This is a genomic window from Mesorhizobium sp. M3A.F.Ca.ET.175.01.1.1 (assembly GCF_004791945.1).
Lineage (GTDB): Bacteria > Pseudomonadota > Alphaproteobacteria > Rhizobiales > Rhizobiaceae > Mesorhizobium.
Map to the genome: position 1 here is coordinate 141,106 of NZ_SRTP01000004.1, position 16,323 is coordinate 157,428.

The following is a 16,323-nucleotide window of genomic DNA, read 5'->3' on the forward strand; positions in this document are numbered from 1 at the left end:
TGGCCGGCGGCCGGCTTGCAGATCCGGCTGTTGTGGCGGCTGTCGGGCATCGTGGTCAGTGCGTGCCGACACCGAGCGAGCTGCCGCGGCGCGCGCAGGCCGGTCCCGGGCCGCGCATGTAATAGCGCTCCGGCCGATAGGTCGGCGCGACGAATTCGCGAATGGCGGCGGCATAGCCGGCGATGTGGTTCCAGAAGTTCATTTTACCAGTCCCTGTCCCGTTTCGGATGTCCCGTCCGAATTGTTCGGGAATATAGCGTCGAGGCGTGAATAGTCGGTGAACGTGATGTTAATTTCTGGTCCGAAACCCGTTGCTTCATGGCTGGATTGCGGCTGATTCGCGGTCTTTCGGTGCTTTTTGTCGCGTTTCCGGCTCGTGTGACTTTTGCATCACATATGTTTCGTCTGAATGTCGCTTGAGCGCGCTTCTGTTTCAAATCGCAAGCGCACGTCGGAATTTCCTTGCTCGACCTGCATGCCTCAGGAACTTGCCCGAGACGGTTACGTTGACCAGACAAGGCCGGTCGAGAGCCGGTCGCGTTGGCGCCGGCCGGGCCGGCGCAACTTCCCGACAACACGAGACATGGAAGGCAACCGCCATGGGTTTCTTTTCGAAAGACATCAAGACGCTGGATGATCTTTTCGTGCATACGCTGCGCGACATCTATTATGCCGAGAAGCAGATCGAGAAATCGCTGCCGAAGATGATCGACAAGACGACCGATCCGCAGTTGAAGGCCGGCTTCGAAAAGCATCTCGAACAGACCAAGGGTCATATCGAGCGGGTCGAGCAGGTGTTCGAGCTGCACGGCGTCAAGGCCAAGACGGTGAATTGTCCGGCCATCGACGGCATTCTCGAGGAGGCCGACGAGGTGAGCGGCGATGTCGACGACAAGGAAGTCCTCGACGCCGCGCTGATCGCTTCGGCGCAGGCCGTCGAGCACTATGAGATGACGCGCTACGGCACGCTGATCGCCTGGGCCAAGCAGCTCGGCCGCAGCGACTGCGCCAATGTGCTGGCCAAGAATCTCAAGGAAGAGCAGGCGACCGACCGCAAGCTCACCGAGATCGCCGAAAGCAAGGTCAACCTGCAGGCTGCCGAATAGGCTTGCCGACCGAATGCAAGGCCGGCGCGCCGCGCCGGCCTTCGCGCGCCGGAACCGAAGCGGTGCTTGACCGTTCCGGTTCGACTCGCATCATCATGCAAGGAGTTCCCCATGGCGCCGCGCCCCGCCTGGAGCGGTTATCTCAAGCTTTCCCTGGTCACCTGCGCCATCGAACTGACCAATGTCGTCAGCCACGCCGAGAAGGTTTCCTTTCACGTCCTCAACCGCAAGACCGGCAACCGTGTCCGGCGCATCTATGTCGACCAGCAAAGCGGCAAGCCGCTGGAGGAAGGCGACGAAGTCAGGGGCTACGAGGTCGGCAAGGACGAGTTCATCCACATCGAGGAGGAAGACATCGAGGCGGTGCAGATCGAGTCCTCGCACACCCTCAATCTCGATGGCTTCGTCGACAAGTCCTCGATCGAACAGATCTATCTCGACACGCCCTACTACGTCACGCCGGCCGACAAGGTATCGGAGGAAGCCTTTGCGGTGATCCGCGATGCGCTGGCCGAGAAGAAGATGGCCGGCCTCGCCCGCATCGTGCTCTATCAGCGGGAGCGGCCCGCCGTGATCGAGCCGCGCGGCAAGGGCATGGTGCTGACCACGCTGCGCTACGGCGACACGGTGCGGGAGCCCGGCAGCGTCTTCGACGACATCAAGGCCAGCAAGCCCGAAGGCGAGATGATCGACCTCGCCGAGCACATCATCGACAAGCAGAAGGGCAAGTTCGACCCCGCCGGGTTCAGGGACAGGTACGAGGAGGCGCTGCTCGAGCTGGTTCGCGCCAAGAAGGCCGGCAAGAAGGCGCCGAAGGCCAAGGCTGAACCCAAGCCTTCCAACGTCGTCAACCTGTTCGATGCGCTGAAGAAGAGCCTTTCCTCCGAAGGCGGCTCAAGCACGAAGACCGGGAAATCCTCGAAGGCCGCAGCGCCGGCGAGGCGGGGCAGGAAGGCGTCGGCCTCCAAGCGCAAATCCGCATAGGAGCACAGCCTCATGGCCAGCCTCGAGCAATACCACGCAAAGCGCAATTTTCGGAAAACCGCCGAGCCGGCCGGCAAGGTCGATCGCCGCAAGAAAGGGGAAACGGGCGGCATTTTCGTCGTCCAGAAGCACGCCGCGACGCGGCTCCACTACGATTTTCGGCTGGAATATGACGGTGTGCTGTGGAGCTGGGCGGTGACGCGCGGTCCAAGCCTCGATCCGCATGAGCGGCGGCTGGCCGTGCATGTCGAGGACCACCCGCTCGATTATGCCTCGTTCGAGGGCACCATTCCGAAGGGCGAGTATGGCGGCGGCTCGGTCATCGTCTGGGACGAAGGCAAATGGATCCCGGATGGCGATCCGGCCAAGGCCATGAAGAAGGGCCATATCGACTTCGAACTCGAAGGCCACAAGCTCAATGGCCGCTGGCATCTGGTCAGGCTGAAGCCGCGCCCGCGCGAGAAGCGCGACAACTGGCTGCTGATCAAGTCCAACGATGCCGCCGCCCGGCCCGGCGAGGACATTCTCGCCGAGGCGCCGCAATCGGTGAAGTCCGGCCTCACTGTCGAGGAGGTCGGCGAAGGCAAGACCGCGAGGGGCGCCAAGCCGAAGGTCTGGCACTCCAACAGGCCGGCCACGGCCAAGGCCAAGGCTGCCCGCCTGGAATTCATCGAGCCGCAGCTCGCCACGCTGGAAAAGACCGCGCCGTCGGGCGAGGAATGGGTGCATGAGGTCAAGTTCGACGGCTATCGCATGCAGGCGCAGATCGCCGGCAGCGAGGTCAGGCTGCTGACGCGCACCGGTCTCGACTGGACGAAGAAGTTCGAAGGTCCGGCGGTGGCCGGGCTGGCCGGCTTGAAATGCCGCGATGCCGTCATAGACGGCGAAATCGTCGTCCTGGCCGACAGCGGCGTGTCGTCCTTTGCCCTGCTGCAGGCCGATCTCTCGGCCGGCCGCACCGATCGCTTCGTCTACTACGTCTTCGACCTGATGCGGCTGGACGGCGAGGATCTGCGCGGCGAGCCGCTGGTCGAGCGCAAGCAGGCCCTGGCCGACCTGCTTGGCAAGCAAGCCGAGGACTCGGCGTTGCGCTTCAGCGACCATTTCAACGAGCCCGGCAAGGTCATGCTGCAGCATGTCTGCCGCATGGGCCTCGAAGGCGTTGTTTCCAAGCGCGCCGATGCGCCCTATCGCAGCGGCCGCGGTCTCACCTGGATCAAGTCGAAATGCACGCTGCGCCAGGAGTTCGTCATCGGCGGCTACCTGCCTTCGGACAAGACCGGGCGCGGCCTGCGCTCATTGCTGGTCGGCTACTATGAAGGCGGCAAGCTGCATTATGCCGGCCGCGTCGGCACCGGCTTTTCCGGCAAGGTCGCGGCGGACCTGAAGAAGCAGCTCGACGGCCTCAAGGCCAAGACCTCGCCATTCGCGGCCGCCGTGCCCAAGGGCAAGGGCCTCACCTGGGTCGAACCCAAGCTCGTCGGGGAGGTGGAGTTCCGCAGCTGGACATCCGACCGTATAATCCGCCACGCTGCCTTCCAGGGGCTGCGCGAGGACAAGCCGGCGGAGGAAGTCGTGCAGGAAAAGCCGAAGCAAGCCCCCGGCAAGGCGGAAGGGAAGGCGAGCGGCGCCAAGGCTGCGTCGAAGCCCGCGGCCGGGACCGCCAGGACCTCGGTCAAGCTCTCGCATCCCGACAAGTTCCTGTGGCCCGACGAGAAGGTCACCAAGCAGGGCCTGCTCGACCACTACGCGCTGGTTTGGCCGCGCATGGAGCAGTTCGTCGTCAACCGGCCGCTGAGCCTGGTGCGGGCGCCGGACGGTATCCATGGCCAGCGCTTCTTCCAGAAGCATGCTTCGCCCGGCATGAGCGATAAGATCGCCAGGACCAAGGATCCGACCGACGGCGAGGAGATCCTGTTCATCAAGGATTTCGACGGCATCGCCGCGCTGGTCCAGTACGGCGTCGTCGAGGTCCACATCTGGGGCTGCACCGTCGACGAATTGGACCGCCCGGACCAGATCGTCTTCGACCTCGACCCGGACGAAGGCATCGGCGTTCAGGCTGTGCGTGATGCGGCGCTCGACATCCGCGCGAAGCTCGACGAGCTGTCGCTGCTCAACCTGGTCAAAACCTCCGGCGGCAAGGGTTTTCACGTCGTTGTGCCGCTGAAGCCGTCGGCCGACTGGGATGAAGTGAAGGATTTCGCGCATCATTTCGCCCGCGCGCTGGAGCAGGCTTCGCCCGACCGCTATACCGCAACGCTGTCGAAGAAGGCGCGCACCGGAAGGATATTCGTCGACTATCTGCGCAACGGCCGCGGCTCCACCACGGTCGCGCCCTACTCTTCACGAGCCAAGAAGGGCGCGACGGTGTCGATGCCGGTGACTTGGCCGGAGATCGAGGCCGGCCTGCCGCCGAACGCGTTTCCGATCGGCGACGCGACGACGCTGAAGCAGCTGAACAAGGCCGATCCGTGGAAAGAGTTCTTCAAGCTGGGCAAGCCGCTGAAACGGGGCTAGGGCAATTCCAGGAAAAGTGCGCGGCGGTTTACGTCCCGAATTGCGCAAAATCAATTTTTCGTTTCGGCAGCGAAATCAGCGCAGAAATACGCGCTCGAAAGCCTGCTTGCCTTTCGGCGAGAACACCACGGCGCGGCTGCCCTCCTCGCGCCTTGCCCATTTCACCGCAATGATCTTGTCCAGGATGGCGGCGCCGAGCGTGCCGGCAAGATGCGACCGCCGCACGCTCCAGTCGAGGCAGGCGCGGCACACCGGCCGCCGCGCCTTGGCATCGATCTCGATGCCGAGCGCGGCGAAATGCGAGGCCCCGGACGGCGAAAGCCTGATCTGGTCGTCCTCGCGCAGCAGGATCTTCCGGTCGACCAGGCGGTCGAGCATTGCCACCGCCTGCTCGCCGGCAAGGTGATCGTAGCACACCCGCGCCACGCGCATCGCCGCATCCCGCGGCCCGGGCCGCACCCGCTTCGGACCGACAGCCTCCGCGACGCCGATGATCGCCTCGATCATGCCCGCCACCTGCGCACTGGCGAGCCCGTAGTAGCGGTGCCGGCCGTGGCTCGCCAACGTCAGCAGTCCGCCATCCATCAGCTTCGACAGGTGCGAGGAAGCGGTGGGCAGCGACACACCGGCCTCCAGCGCCAGCTCGGACGCGGTCAGCGCCGTGCCGCCCATCAGCGCATTGAGCATGTTGGCGCGGGCCGGATCACCGATCAGGCTGGCGATGCGGGCAATATCGGGTCCCTCGCGCATAGTTCGATCCCTGTCGAAGCGTCCCTGTCAGAAAAGCATTATTCTCGTTTCAGTTCAAGGAGCGGACGCGAAAGCAGCGAACACTCCTCACAGCAAAGCTAGCACACCAATGCATGCGATGTTTCGACGGTGGTCGAACTGTCGCCAACCCAACCTGCGAGGAGACCAAAATGACCATCACCTGCTTCATCCGCTACCAGATCGACCCGTTCGGCAAGCCGGCCTTCGAGCAGTATGCGCGTGCCTGGGGCCAGGCCATCCCGCGCTGCGGCGCCGACCTCATCGGCTATTTCGCGCCGCATGAGGGTTCGGCGACTACCGCCTACGCCGCCTATAATATCGAGAACCTAGCGGCCTACGAAGCCTATCGCGCTCGGCTTGCCGCGGACCCGGCCGGCAAGGCAAACTACGCCTTCGCCCAGCGTGAGAAGTTCATCCTCAAGGAAGACCGCATCTTTCTCAAGCTGGTGTCCGGGCCGCATGGGCCGAGGCAGGTCTTTCGCACCGACGTCACCGTCAGGGAAGGGATAGAGGCATGATCGCAGTCATCTTCGAGGTGGAGCCAGCCGAAGGAAAGCGCGATGCCTATCTCGGCATCGCCGCCGACCTCAGGCCTTTGCTCGACGGCATCGACGGCTTCATCTCGATCGAGCGCTTCCAGAGCCTTGCCGACCCCAAACGCGTCCTGTCGCTGTCCTTCTGGCGCGACGAGGAAGCGGTCCAGGCCTGGCGCAACACCGAGGAGCACCGGCAGGCGCAGAAGGCCGGCCGTGGCGGTTTGTTTGCCGGCTATCGTCTGCGCATCGCCCATGTGGTGCGTGATTACGGGCTCACTGAAAGGGCCGAGGCGCCGAAGGATAGTCGCGCGGTGAATGGGTGAAACGCGGCACTCCCTTCTCTCGCAAGGGGAGAAGGAGAGTCGGCCCTTACGCATTCCCGATCAGCACGCCCGCGCCGAACACCAGCGCGCCGCCCAGCACCACTTGGAAGGCGGCGCGCCAGAACGGCGTCTGCATGTAGCGGTTCTGGATGAAGGCGATCGCCCAGAGTTCGAAGAACACGACGATCGCGGCAACGATCGTCGCCGTCCAGAAATAGGGGATGAGGTAAGGCAGCGCGTGCCCAAGCCCGCCCAGCGTCGTCATGATGCCGACCGTTAGGCCGCGCTTCACCGGCGAGCCGCGGCCCGACAGCTTGCCGTCGTCGGAGGCCACCTCGGTAAAGCCCATCGAGATGCCGGCGCCGATCGAGGCGGCCAGGCCGACCAGGAAGGTCTGAAACGTTTGATGGGTGGCGAAGGCGGCAGCGAAGATCGGCGCCAGCGTCGACACCGATCCGTCCATCAGTCCGGCCAGCCCCGGCTGCACATAGGTCAGGATGAACTGGCGCTGTTCGGCCGTCGCCTCCTCTTCTCTCACCGCGCCCGGGACGTGCGTCTCCTCCAGTTCATGGGCGGAATTCTCGTGGCCGAGCTCGGCCGCCGCCAGATCGTTGAGCAGCTTGCGCGTCGAGGCATCCGTGGTGCGCTTGGCGGCCTCGACATAGAAGCGGTAGGCCTGCCGCTCCATGTCTTCGGCCTGCTGGCGCACATGATCGATGCCGAGCGGCCGCACCAGCCAGTCCGGCTTGCGCTCGTAATAGCCCCTGACATGCTCGCGCCGGATCAGCGGAATGCGCTCGCCGAAACGCCTGCGGTGCAGCTCGATCAGGGAGTCGCGGTGGCCGTCCTCTTCCTCGGCCATCGCCTCGAAGACCTTGGCCGATTGCGGAAAGTCTGCCGTCAGTCCGTCGGCATAGGCCCGGTAGATGCGCCCGTCGTCCTCTTCGGAAGAGATCGCCAGCGCCAGGATCTCCTGCTCCGACAGTGAATCGAAGGAACGGCGGCCAAAGCCGAAAACGCGGGAAAGCATGAGGAAATCACCTTAGTTTAGAATTGTTCTAAACTAGGGGCTTGGATGGCGAGGGTCAATCGCGGGTGCTGCGGCGCAGGCAGAATTCGTTGATCCAGGGATTTATCGACCCCGGCGTCCGCCACGCCCTTCCTTATTGCCGAATGTTCACCTATATAGCCGGCATCAGCCGCAAAGGAAGCTAGGATGACGCCAAAGCAGCCGCCGCACGCATTCGATCCCAAACCCATTCTCGATCTCATCGCCGGCATCGAGGCCGATCTGCAGCGCCTCAAGGGGCTGGTAGAACAACAGGTCGAAAGATTCGATCCGGCCAATCCGCACAACAAGACGCCGGAGGGCAAGCTGACCGACGAAGGTGTCGAGTGCTGCTACCGCATGTTCGACGAAGGCAAGTCGCGCTATTCGGTCTCCCAGCAGATGAAGATCTCCTTTGCCGCCGCCACCCACCGCTTCAACAGCTGGCGCAAGGCCGGCGGCAAGAAAAGGACCCGGGCGTTGCTGGGGTGAGGAGGGGTCCGTCGCAGCGGACGAAGCCGAAGCGGAGGGCCGTCGCCGTCGCTGGTCGCCATCGTTGGCGCCGCCCCTCATTTGTCCCTGGCGCCCCGTGAACGGGAGAAAGGGCTGGCCGCAACCACCGCGCCCTAGCTGCAACGCCGGTCATTGGCGAACGCAGCGATGACAGGATCTTCTCCCCGTTCACGGGGAGAAGATGGCGGCAGCCAGATGAGGGGCGGCGCCAACGTTTGATTGTATTCAGCCAAACATTGTAACCGTTACATTATTTCGTTGGCGCGCCGCCACGGTTTCCGTGCACCATCGAAGCGTCATTTTCCGCGAGGCCACACTCATGACCACCCTGCCCGGTATTTCCGACATCCGCGCCGCTGCCGCACGGCTTTCCGGCCTGATCGTCGAAACGCCGCTGATCGAATCGCCGGAGATCAACAACCGCTATGGCGGCCGCATCCTGTTCAAGCCGGAGACGCTGCAGCGCACCGGCTCCTTCAAGTTCCGCGGCGCCTATAACAAGTTGTCCTCGCTGAGCGAGGAAGAGCGCGGCCGCGGCGTCGTCGCCTTCTCCTCCGGCAATCACGCGCAAGGGGTGGCCGCTTCCGCCGCGATGTTCGGCGTCAAGGCGGTCATCGCCATGCCGGCCGACGCCCCGGCGATCAAGATCGCCAATGTGCGCAAGATGGGCGCCGAGGTGGTGCCGTTCGACCGCTACCGCGAGGACCGCGCGACGGTGGTTCGCCCCTATGTCGAGCGTGGCATGGTGCTCGTCCCGCCCTATGACGATCCGGCCATCATCGCCGGCCAGGGCACGATCGGCCTTGAACTCGTGGCGCAGGCAAGCGCGCTTGGAGCCAAGCTCGACGCGGTCGTTATCCCTTGCGGCGGCGGCGGTCTGTCGAGCGGCATCTCGATCGCCGTCAAGGATGTTTTGCCCGGCACGTCTGTCTGGGCGGCGGAGCCCGAGCACTTCGACGACACGACACGTTCGCTTGCCAAGGGGGAAAGGGTGTCGAACGAGCCAGGCCACGTCTCGATCTGCGATGCGCTGCTGGTCGCCGAACCAGGCGCGCTCACCTTCGAGATCAATCGCAGCTATCTCGCCGGCGGCATCGCCGTCTCCGAAGACGCCGTCAGGCAGGCCATGCGCGACGCCATGACCCATCTCAAGCTGGTGGTCGAGCCCGGCGGCTCAGTCGGCTTGGCGGCGCTTTCGTCGGGCAAGATCGACCTCGCCGGCAAATGCGTCGCCGTGGTGCTCTCGGGCGGCAATGTCGATCTCAGTGTGTATGCGGAGATTATGGCTGCGGGTTAGGTGTAGCCGAAGAGTGCCGCGATCCAGGTTCCGCAGCGATCCTTCGCGCCCCCCTCTGGCCTGCCGGCCATCTCCCCACTTGGGGGGAGATCAGACTTCACGCCGCCCTTCGCCAACCTCGAACGTTGCAGAATGAGTGAGGCGCAGAAACAGCCAATCTCCCCCCAAGTGGGGAGATGACCGGCAGGACAGAGGGGGGCGCTGTCCAGCCGGCATTAAAACGTCTGCACCCAGAAACGATCAATCGAGCGTCCGCCGGAAGCGCAGCAGCGCGGTGCCGGCGAACACCGCCACGAACAGCAACAGCCAGCCGATTTCCGCCGCGACCGCCGGGACGTCGGCGCCCTTGAGCATGACGGCCCGCGTGATGCGCAGGAAATGCGTCAGCGGGAAGACTTCGCCCAGGATCTGCGCCCAGCCGGGCATGCCGCGATAGGGGAACATGAAGCCCGAGAGCAGCAGCGACGGCAGGAAGAAGAAGAAGGTGAGCTGCATCGCCTGCATCTGCGAGCGGGCCATGGTCGAGATGGTGTAGCCCAGCAGCACCAGCGCCAGCACGAAGATAAGCACCGACGAGAGCAGCAGCGTCAGGCTGCCGACGAACGGTATGCTGAACAGAAGCTTCGCCGCCACCAGCACCACCGCCACCTGCACGGCACCGACGGCGAGGAAGGGCAGCACCTTGCCGAGCATGATCTCGGCCGGGCTGGACGGCATGGCAAGCAGGTTCTCCATCGTGCCGCGCTCGGTCTCGCGCGTCAGCGCCATCGCCGTCATCATCACCATGGTCATCTGCAGGATGACGCCGAGCAGGCCGGGCACGATGTTGTATTGCGAGATGCCTTCCGGATTGTAGCGCTGGTGCACCACCACCTGCAGCTGCTGCCTGGCATTCTCCGACGCCGTCGCCTGCATGCCCTGGGCGCGCAGCAGGGCTTGGCCCGCCACTGTGCTCAGCGTCGAAATCGCGCCGCTCGCGGCGGAAGGGTCGGTCGCGTCGGCCTCGATCAGGATCTGCGGGCTGTCGCCACGCTCGACGCGGCGCGAGAAGTCGGCCGGGATCGTGACGACGAAGGAGACGGCGCCCTTGGCCATCAGCGCCTCGGCCTCGGCCGCGCTCTCGGCCACACGGTCGAAGCGGTAGTAGCCGGTCATCTGCAGGGCGGAGACCATGGCGCGCGTGTACTTGTCGTTGCTCATCGCCACCAACGCCGTCGGCAGGCTCTTCGGGTCGTTGTTGATGGCAAACCCGAACAGCACCAGCTGCATCAGCGGCACGCCGAGCATCATGGCGAAGGTGACGCGGTCGCGCCGCATCTGGATGAACTCCTTGATCAGCAGCGCGCCGAGTCTGGCGAAGGAGAAGACCGCTCTTAAGCCATCTTTCATGCCATGTTGTCCTTCGAGCCGGACATGAACTGGATGAACACGTCCTCCAGGCTGGTTTCGCCCGGAGTCACCGTCACGCCCTTGTGCTGCTTCTCGACATCGGCAAGGGCCTGTTCGAGGGCGGCCTTGTCGGAGCCGACGACATGCAGCGTCGCGCCGAACGGCGCCACCTGGTCGACGCCCGGACGGCCCTGCAGCGCTTCGGCTACCCGGTCGAGCCGCGGCCCCTGCACGACGAAGGTGGTGAGCCCGGCATTCTCGACCACCTCCTCCACCGTGCCGGTGGCAAGCATCTTGCCATAGGAGATGTAGCTGATGCGGTGGCAGCGCTCGGCTTCGTCCATGTAGTGGGTGGAGACCAGCACGGTCAGCCCGCCGCTCGCCAGCCGGTGGATCTCGTCCCAGAACTCGCGCCGCGCCTTCGGGTCGACGCCGGCCGTCGGCTCGTCGAGCAGCAGCAGCTTGGGCTGGTGCATGATGCAGGCGGCGAGCGCCAGCCGCTGCTTCCAGCCGCCCGACAACGTCCCGGCCAGCTGGTTGCGGCGTGTCGCCAGCCCGAGCTCCTCCAGCGTCCTGGACACATGCTCCTCGACCGGCTTCAGCTGGTAGAGCCGCGCCACGAATTCGAGGTTCTCGCCGATGGTCAGATCCTCGTAGAACGAGAATTTCTGCGTCATGTAGCCGACTTCGCGCTTGATCTTCAGCGACTCGGCGCGGATGTCGTATCCCAGCACCTCGCCCTCGCCCTCATCCGGCGTCAGCAGGCCGCACATGATGCGGATCGTCGTCGTCTTGCCCGAACCGTTCGGCCCGAGAAAGCCGACGATCTCGCCCTCGGCGACCGTCATCGTCACATGGTCGACGACGGTCTTGCTGCCGAAGCGCTTGACCAGCCCGCGGACGTCGATGACGTTCATTTCTTGAGATCCGCCAGATCGACGTCGACGATCTGGCCGGGCTGCAGCGGCCCGGCATCGCCTTCCGGCCGCGCTTCGACGAGATAGACGAGCTTCTGCCGGTTCTCGAGCGAGTAGATGACCGGCGGCGTGAACTCCGGATCGGGCGACACATAGCTGACGCGCGCCTTGAGGTCGGGCCCGCAGCCGTCGCAGCGCACCCTGAGCAGCGAGCCGACCTTCACCGACGAGAACGCGGTCTCCGGCACATAGACGCTGAGCTTCACCGCGCCGTCCGGCAGCATCGAAATCACCGGGGCGGTCGGACCGGCTGTGTCGCCGGGATTGCGGATCACGTCGTCGATGCGGCCGGCCGATGGCGCCGCCAGCACACGCTTGGACAATCGCCATCGCGCCTGCCCCAGTTCCGATTGCGCCTGCTTGACCTGGTTCTCCGCGGCCTTGATCGTCTCCAATCGAGCCGGCAGGCCGCCGACCGCGAGATTGGCCTCGGCTTGGCCGACCTGCGCATTGGCGGTCTCCAGCGAGGCGGAGGCGGTGTCATAGTCGGCCTGCGTGCCGGTACCGCGTTTGTAGAGGTCGCTGGCGCGCTCATATTTGCGTTTGGCGTCCGCCGCCTGCGCTTTCGCCATATCCACTTGCGCCTTGAGCACCGCGATCTCTTCCGGGCGCTTGCCCACCTTGAGGTCGGCAAGCTGCGCCTGCGCCTGGGCGAGCGCGGCTTGGGCCTGCGCCACGGCAATCTCGGCATCGGCATTTTCCAGCGTCGCCACCGGCGTGCCTGTCGTCACCCGGTCTCCGCGCTTGACGTTGACCGTGGTCACTTGTGCCACCTCGATCGGCGCCATCAGCACATACTCGCCCTCGACATAGCCGACGGCGAGCGGCGCCGCCGGGGCGCAGGCGCCGAACAGCTGGGCCGCGAGCGGTAGCGAACAGAGGAAGCTCATGATTTGCGCTCCTTGGCGACGGCTGGATCGCGTGCCGCCAGCATGGCCTTGAGATTGTTCGTTGCGACCGACACCACCTTGGCGGCTTCGGCGTTGCCGATCTCGCGCCACCCCATCCGGCGCAGCACCGCCTCGCGGCCGATGCGGAAATAGATGACCTGGCCGATCATCGTGAACACGGTGAGCTTGGTGGCCTCGCTCTCGGCCGGCTCGCCGGTCGCCTGCTCCCAGATCTGGCACAGCCGCCGGTGCGTCGGCTCGAACACGCCGGCGTAGATGCGGTCGAGCGCCGCCGTCGGGTGGGAAAGCTCGCGCAGTACGAATTGTACGATCTCGCCGGCCTCGGGACTTGCCACGACAAAGCCGACCATCCGCTCCAGCGCGAAAAAGAGCTGAGCCCGCGCGGCTTCGGGGCTGGCGGGGGCCGCCGCCCGGGCAGCGCCGAGCGCCTGGCCGGCAATCCCCTGGATGGTTTCGACGATGTAGTCGGCGGCGGCGGCGCGCAGGCCTTCCTTGCCGCCGAAATGGTAGGCGATGGAGCCGATATTGGCCTTGGCCTCGGCGGCGATCTCGCGCGTCGAGGTGCCGTCGAAGCCCTGCCGCCCGAACAGCTTGAGGGCGGCATGCACGAGCGCCGCCCGCGTTTGATCGGCGGGAGATGCTTCGCGCAACGTCGTTCCAGGCTTCGTTTTCTTGCCCATGGCGCTGTTTAATCAATCGATTGATTAAAGTCAAGTCGTCTACAGCTTCGGCTTGCCATGTCGGCTCACGCGCGCTTTAGTGCGCGGCCATGGTCAAGGAAGTCGAACGCAAGTTCCTGGTCGCCAGTTCCGCCTGGCGCGATCGGGCCGAGGCGCATATTCGCATCCGCCAGTTCTATCTTGCGGCGGCGCCGGGGCGCACCGTGCGGGTGCGCATCAGCGATGACAACTCCGCCCGGCTGACGTTGAAGTTCGGCAGCAGCGCGCGCGAGCGCGACGAGTTCGAATATCCGATCCCGCTGGCCGATGCCGAGGAGACGATGGCCTTCGCCGTCGGACGTGTCATCGACAAGACACGCCACCATGTTAGGCACCGCGGCTATCTTTATGAAGTCGATGTCTTCGGGGGAGTTCTCGCCGGTCTGGTGGTCGCGGAACTGGAAACGCCGGAGGACGTACCGGGCGAAATGCTGCGGGACTGGCTCGGTCGCGAGGTCACCGGCGAACAAAGGTTCTACAACGCGTCGCTCGCCCTCGGGGGAATTCCGGAGATCGCCGCATGAGCTTTCGCATTGATCCGCGCCTTCCGCTGACCGGCGAGGTCCGGCGCATATTGGCCGCAGAGATCGGCAAGGCGCTCGGCCATCTCGAAAAGGCGCGCGACATGCCGGAGCAGGGGCTGCACAAGTGCCGCAAGCGGCTGAAGAGCATCCGCGCCTTGCTGCGCCTGGTTCGTTCCGGAGACGAATCCTTCTGGCAGACCGAAAACGAGTGCTACAGGCAGGTCTCGGCGCTGCTTGCCGGCCCGCGCGAGGCGACCGCTCTGATCGAGACCCTCGATCGCCTGTCGGACGCCTTTCCGAAACAGAGCGCTGGTGGCGGTCTTGATTCCGTGCGCGAGCGGCTGGTGTTGCGCCAGCACGAGCTTCATGCCGGGCCCGGCCTTGACGCCGCCATAAACGCGGCGATAGCCGCCTGTCAGGAAGGGCTCGAGCGGACCGACGGCCTGTCGCTTCCCGATCAGCCGGAGCGGGCGGCGGACATATTGGCCGAGGGCGCGCGCGCCACCTTGCGGCGAGCCAGGAAGGCCCTGGACAAGGCCGGCTCGCGCGGCGGGGCCGACGACTTTCACGAATTGCGCACGGCGGCCAAGACGCACTCCATGCATCTGTCGCTGCTCGGTCGCCTGTGGCCGACGCCGATCAAGGCCCGCCGCAAAGCGGTCGACAAGCTCGGCGAGCTGCTCGGCGAATTGCACGATGTCTTCGTCATGCGCGCGTTGCTCGAGGCCGATGGCGAGCCGCTCGGGCCGCCCGGCGAGACCAGGCTTCTGCGCAAGCTCCTGAAACGCTCGCAGAAGAGCCTGACCAGGGCCTGCCTTGCCGAGGCCGCGGAATTGTTCGATGACAGCCCCAGGCGTTCGGCCAGGAAGCTGGCGCGCAAGGCGCGGGGCGATCTCACGGCGCCTCCGGCGGAAACGAGCGCGGCCACGGCCTGATTGTGGTCTCGAAAGCCGGCTTGTGGTAATCGCTGTCTGGCATGAGTGCGCCAGCCGACACCCTTCTCGATCGAATTGGCCGCTGGCTTGCCGGCCGCCTGCAGGACGAGTCCTCGGGTTACGAGCCCTATACGCCGTCCGATGCCGAAACCTTGCGCCGCACACTGCAGCCCGGCGACATCCTGCTCATCGAGGGCAACCAGAAGATCTCGGCGGTCATCAAGTATCTGACCCAGTCGACCTGGTCGCATGCCGCCTTCTATGTCGGTGACGTCCTGGCCGAACCGGACGACGGGTCGGAACGCCCGCGCCTGATCGAGGTGACGCTCGGCGAGGGTTGCGTCGCCGTGCCGCTGTCGCGCTACCGCACCTACAACACGCGCATCTGCCGCGCGAGCGGGCTCACCCCGGAGGATCGCGACAAGGTCGTCGCCTTCATGATCGGCAAGCTGGGTCTCCGGTACGACCTCAAGAACATCTTCGACATGCTGCGCTATTTCATGCCGATGCCGCCGGTGCCGGTGCGCTGGCGCCGCCGCATGCTGGCCTTCGGCTCCGGCGACCCGACACGCGCCATCTGCTCGACGCTGATCGCCGAGGCCTATGGCCAGATACGCTATCCGGTCCTGCCCGAGATCACCCGCGCGCCCGGACGTGCCTCGGCACAGTCGAGCTACATGCGCCGCGAAATCCTGCACATTCGCCACCATTCGCTCTACACGCCGCGCGATTTCGACCTGTCGCCCTTCTTCCGCATCGTCAAGCCGACGCTGGAGTACGGCTTCGATTACCGGGCCGTAACCTGGGAGGACAAGATTGCCGAGGCCAAGGCCGCGGAATAGCTGGAGCAATTCCGGGAAAAGTGTGAAACGGTTTTCCGTCCGGAATTGCGATGAACTGCTCTAGGCCGGCACGCTGGGCTTCCCGGCAGTGCGCCGGGCGCTGGCATCTCTCGGGTGCGGCCCGATCGGCATGATCGCCGGAAACGGGGTCGCGCCGAAAGCAAAGGTCCATTTGTAGCCGATGAGCTGATCCTCGGGAGTCGTGTGCTGGTCGTGATGGGCAAGCAGCCTGGCGCGCTCGGCCAGTTCCTCCGCCTCGCGCCGCAACATCTCTGCCGTCTCGGGCCGCATCCTGCGCGAGAAGCTGACGAACGTCGCTTGCCTGTCCAGATGGCCGATCGCCCAGCCGATGAAGTTCTTGTTGGTCGTCTCGAAATGCGGTTTCAGCGGCCCCTCGAAATCCCACTGGATGGGCGTTTCGACCAGCAGCCTCGCCGACAGGCCGCGCCCGAGCGCCACCAGCCCGAGCTCCTCCAGATCGCGCAGATAGAGGAACATCGAGGCCTCGCTCAGACCCTGCGAGCGCATGATGCCTTCGGGGGTGAATTTCTCCGATAACATGATGAAGACGAAGAGCAGCGCCGGCCGCGCCGCCAGTCTGCGCTCGATCTCCGGCGCGACGTGGTTGGCCGGCCCCGGCCCCCGGTTCATCGAGCCGAGCACGTTCTCCAGCTCCACCTCAGCGGCGGCGCAGATCTCCATCAGACGGTCGAGCTTGCAGTTGCGCTCGTGGAAGATGCGCTTCACCGTCGGCTCGGAAACGCCCATGCGTTCGGCCAGCATGCGATAGGTCAGGCCCTTCGCCTTCAGCGTCCGCTTGAGCGCCTCGAAGATCGGAGCGTTCATGGAATGCACCTCGTTTCTGCGATTTCGTATCGATCTTCGATACTAGCGGCAACGGTACTTCCAGAAAAGTATCGGAAAACCT

The 16,323-nt window shown here is 64.9% G+C and carries 18 protein-coding genes; 10 read left to right on the forward strand and 8 right to left on the reverse strand.

The window, feature by feature from the left end:
- Nucleotides 1–55: 55 nt before the first annotated feature.
- Entirely contained in the window at nt 56–202 is a 147-nt protein-coding gene (locus tag EN818_RS12135) for a hypothetical protein (protein ID WP_095805269.1), read from the reverse strand.
- A gap of 397 nt (nt 203–599) precedes the next feature.
- Between EN818_RS12135 and EN818_RS12140 the strand changes: the two genes are divergently transcribed.
- The 3 genes from EN818_RS12140 to ligD all read left to right on the forward strand — a co-directional run bounded on the left by EN818_RS12140 (nt 600) and on the right by ligD (nt 4,610).
- Nucleotides 600–1,106, forward strand: coding sequence for a ferritin-like domain-containing protein (locus tag EN818_RS12140; RefSeq protein WP_095805268.1), 507 nt, complete (start codon nt 600–602; stop codon nt 1,104–1,106).
- Nucleotides 1,107–1,217: 111 nt separating this feature from the next.
- Entirely contained in the window at nt 1,218–2,090 is an 873-nt protein-coding gene (locus EN818_RS12145; protein ID WP_095805267.1) for a Ku protein, read from the forward strand.
- A gap of 12 nt (nt 2,091–2,102) precedes the next feature.
- A complete protein-coding gene (gene ligD, locus EN818_RS12150) occupies nt 2,103–4,610 on the forward strand; it encodes a DNA ligase D (RefSeq protein WP_129553574.1) in 2,508 nt (835 codons plus the stop codon).
- Between the two features lie 75 nt (nt 4,611–4,685).
- On the opposite strand, the gene EN818_RS12155 is transcribed toward ligD, so the two are convergent.
- Nucleotides 4,686–5,360, reverse strand: coding sequence for a winged helix-turn-helix domain-containing protein (locus EN818_RS12155; protein ID WP_095805265.1), 675 nt, complete (start codon nt 5,358–5,360; stop codon nt 4,686–4,688).
- 170 nt (nt 5,361–5,530) lie between these two features.
- Between EN818_RS12155 and EN818_RS12160 the strand changes: the two genes are divergently transcribed.
- Entirely contained in the window at nt 5,531–5,899 is a 369-nt protein-coding gene (locus EN818_RS12160) for an NIPSNAP family protein (protein WP_095805264.1), read from the forward strand.
- Nucleotides 5,896–6,240, forward strand: coding sequence for an antibiotic biosynthesis monooxygenase (locus tag EN818_RS12165; protein ID WP_095805263.1), 345 nt, complete (start codon nt 5,896–5,898; stop codon nt 6,238–6,240). Before EN818_RS12160 ends, EN818_RS12165 begins: the two co-directional genes overlap by 4 nt.
- A 46-nt stretch (nt 6,241–6,286) precedes the next feature.
- Here the strand turns inward: EN818_RS12165 and mbfA are convergent, their stop codons facing one another.
- The gene (mbfA, locus tag EN818_RS12170) at nt 6,287–7,270 is read right to left on the reverse strand and encodes an iron exporter MbfA (protein WP_095805262.1); all 984 of its coding nucleotides are present in this window, start codon (nt 7,268–7,270) and stop codon (nt 6,287–6,289) included.
- Between the two features lie 186 nt (nt 7,271–7,456).
- Between mbfA and EN818_RS12175 the strand changes: the two genes are divergently transcribed.
- The gene (locus EN818_RS12175) at nt 7,457–7,780 is read left to right on the forward strand and encodes a hypothetical protein (protein ID WP_095805261.1); all 324 of its coding nucleotides are present in this window, start codon (nt 7,457–7,459) and stop codon (nt 7,778–7,780) included.
- A gap of 340 nt (nt 7,781–8,120) precedes the next feature.
- Nucleotides 8,121–9,098 (forward strand): threonine/serine dehydratase, encoded by a 978-nt coding sequence (locus EN818_RS12180; protein ID WP_095805260.1) that lies wholly within the window; start codon nt 8,121–8,123, stop codon nt 9,096–9,098.
- A gap of 240 nt (nt 9,099–9,338) precedes the next feature.
- Here EN818_RS12180 and EN818_RS12185 read toward each other — a convergent pair whose 3' ends face one another.
- The 4 genes from EN818_RS12185 to EN818_RS12200 are packed head-to-tail and all read right to left on the reverse strand — an operon-like array spanning nt 9,339 to nt 13,055.
- Nucleotides 9,339–10,487 carry an ABC transporter permease gene (locus tag EN818_RS12185; RefSeq protein WP_095805259.1) on the reverse strand — a complete coding sequence of 383 codons (1,149 nt, stop codon included), beginning with the start codon at nt 10,485–10,487 and terminating at the stop codon, nt 9,339–9,341.
- Nucleotides 10,484–11,404, reverse strand: coding sequence for an ABC transporter ATP-binding protein (locus EN818_RS12190; RefSeq protein WP_095805258.1), 921 nt, complete (start codon nt 11,402–11,404; stop codon nt 10,484–10,486). The genes EN818_RS12185 and EN818_RS12190 overlap by 4 nt, the downstream gene beginning before the upstream one ends.
- On the reverse strand, nt 11,401–12,354 hold the full coding sequence (locus EN818_RS12195) for an HlyD family efflux transporter periplasmic adaptor subunit (RefSeq protein WP_095805257.1): 954 nt from the start codon (nt 12,352–12,354) through the stop codon (nt 11,401–11,403). The genes EN818_RS12190 and EN818_RS12195 overlap by 4 nt, the downstream gene beginning before the upstream one ends.
- The gene (locus EN818_RS12200) at nt 12,351–13,055 is read right to left on the reverse strand and encodes a DUF1956 domain-containing protein (RefSeq protein WP_095805256.1); all 705 of its coding nucleotides are present in this window, start codon (nt 13,053–13,055) and stop codon (nt 12,351–12,353) included. Before EN818_RS12200 ends, EN818_RS12195 begins: the two co-directional genes overlap by 4 nt.
- Before the next feature lie 89 nt (nt 13,056–13,144).
- Between EN818_RS12200 and EN818_RS12205 the strand changes: the two genes are divergently transcribed.
- Genes EN818_RS12205 through EN818_RS12215 form a run of 3 tightly spaced genes read left to right on the forward strand, consistent with a single transcriptional unit; the run spans nt 13,145 to nt 15,395 of the window.
- Nucleotides 13,145–13,618 (forward strand): CYTH domain-containing protein, encoded by a 474-nt coding sequence (locus EN818_RS12205; protein ID WP_135904552.1) that lies wholly within the window; start codon nt 13,145–13,147, stop codon nt 13,616–13,618.
- Nucleotides 13,615–14,553, forward strand: coding sequence for a CHAD domain-containing protein (locus EN818_RS12210; protein ID WP_095805254.1), 939 nt, complete (start codon nt 13,615–13,617; stop codon nt 14,551–14,553). The genes EN818_RS12205 and EN818_RS12210 overlap by 4 nt, the downstream gene beginning before the upstream one ends.
- 41 nt (nt 14,554–14,594) lie before the next feature.
- On the forward strand, nt 14,595–15,395 hold the full coding sequence (locus tag EN818_RS12215) for a lipo-like protein (RefSeq protein WP_095805253.1): 801 nt from the start codon (nt 14,595–14,597) through the stop codon (nt 15,393–15,395).
- Nucleotides 15,396–15,455: 60 nt separating this feature from the next.
- Here EN818_RS12215 and EN818_RS12220 read toward each other — a convergent pair whose 3' ends face one another.
- Complete coding sequence (locus EN818_RS12220) at nt 15,456–16,241, reverse strand: helix-turn-helix transcriptional regulator (RefSeq protein WP_095805252.1); 786 nt, start codon at nt 16,239–16,241, stop codon at nt 15,456–15,458.
- Nucleotides 16,242–16,323: the final 82 nt, after the last annotated feature.

Coding starts and splice junctions, on each gene's coding strand:
- EN818_RS12180 (WP_095805260.1), top strand. CDS start 8,121: ATGACCACCCTGCCCGGTATTTCCGACATCCGCGCCGCTGCCGCACGG.
- EN818_RS12155 (WP_095805265.1), bottom strand. CDS start 5,360: ATGCGCGAGGGACCCGATATTGCCCGCATCGCCAGCCTGATCGGTGAT.
- EN818_RS12195 (WP_095805257.1), bottom strand. CDS start 12,354: ATGAGCTTCCTCTGTTCGCTACCGCTCGCGGCCCAGCTGTTCGGCGCC.
- EN818_RS12200 (WP_095805256.1), bottom strand. CDS start 13,055: ATGGGCAAGAAAACGAAGCCTGGAACGACGTTGCGCGAAGCATCTCCC.
- EN818_RS12185 (WP_095805259.1), bottom strand. CDS start 10,487: ATGAAAGATGGCTTAAGAGCGGTCTTCTCCTTCGCCAGACTCGGCGCG.
- EN818_RS12175 (WP_095805261.1), top strand. CDS start 7,457: ATGACGCCAAAGCAGCCGCCGCACGCATTCGATCCCAAACCCATTCTC.
- EN818_RS12205 (WP_135904552.1), top strand. CDS start 13,145: ATGGTCAAGGAAGTCGAACGCAAGTTCCTGGTCGCCAGTTCCGCCTGG.
- EN818_RS12220 (WP_095805252.1), bottom strand. CDS start 16,241: ATGAACGCTCCGATCTTCGAGGCGCTCAAGCGGACGCTGAAGGCGAAG.
- EN818_RS12160 (WP_095805264.1), top strand. CDS start 5,531: ATGACCATCACCTGCTTCATCCGCTACCAGATCGACCCGTTCGGCAAG.
- EN818_RS12165 (WP_095805263.1), top strand. CDS start 5,896: ATGATCGCAGTCATCTTCGAGGTGGAGCCAGCCGAAGGAAAGCGCGAT.
- EN818_RS12140 (WP_095805268.1), top strand. CDS start 600: ATGGGTTTCTTTTCGAAAGACATCAAGACGCTGGATGATCTTTTCGTG.
- EN818_RS12215 (WP_095805253.1), top strand. CDS start 14,595: ATGAGTGCGCCAGCCGACACCCTTCTCGATCGAATTGGCCGCTGGCTT.
- EN818_RS12145 (WP_095805267.1), top strand. CDS start 1,218: ATGGCGCCGCGCCCCGCCTGGAGCGGTTATCTCAAGCTTTCCCTGGTC.
- EN818_RS12210 (WP_095805254.1), top strand. CDS start 13,615: ATGAGCTTTCGCATTGATCCGCGCCTTCCGCTGACCGGCGAGGTCCGG.
- EN818_RS12190 (WP_095805258.1), bottom strand. CDS start 11,404: ATGAACGTCATCGACGTCCGCGGGCTGGTCAAGCGCTTCGGCAGCAAG.
- ligD (WP_129553574.1), top strand. CDS start 2,103: ATGGCCAGCCTCGAGCAATACCACGCAAAGCGCAATTTTCGGAAAACC.
- mbfA (WP_095805262.1), bottom strand. CDS start 7,270: ATGCTTTCCCGCGTTTTCGGCTTTGGCCGCCGTTCCTTCGATTCACTG.
- EN818_RS12135 (WP_095805269.1), bottom strand. CDS start 202: ATGAACTTCTGGAACCACATCGCCGGCTATGCCGCCGCCATTCGCGAA.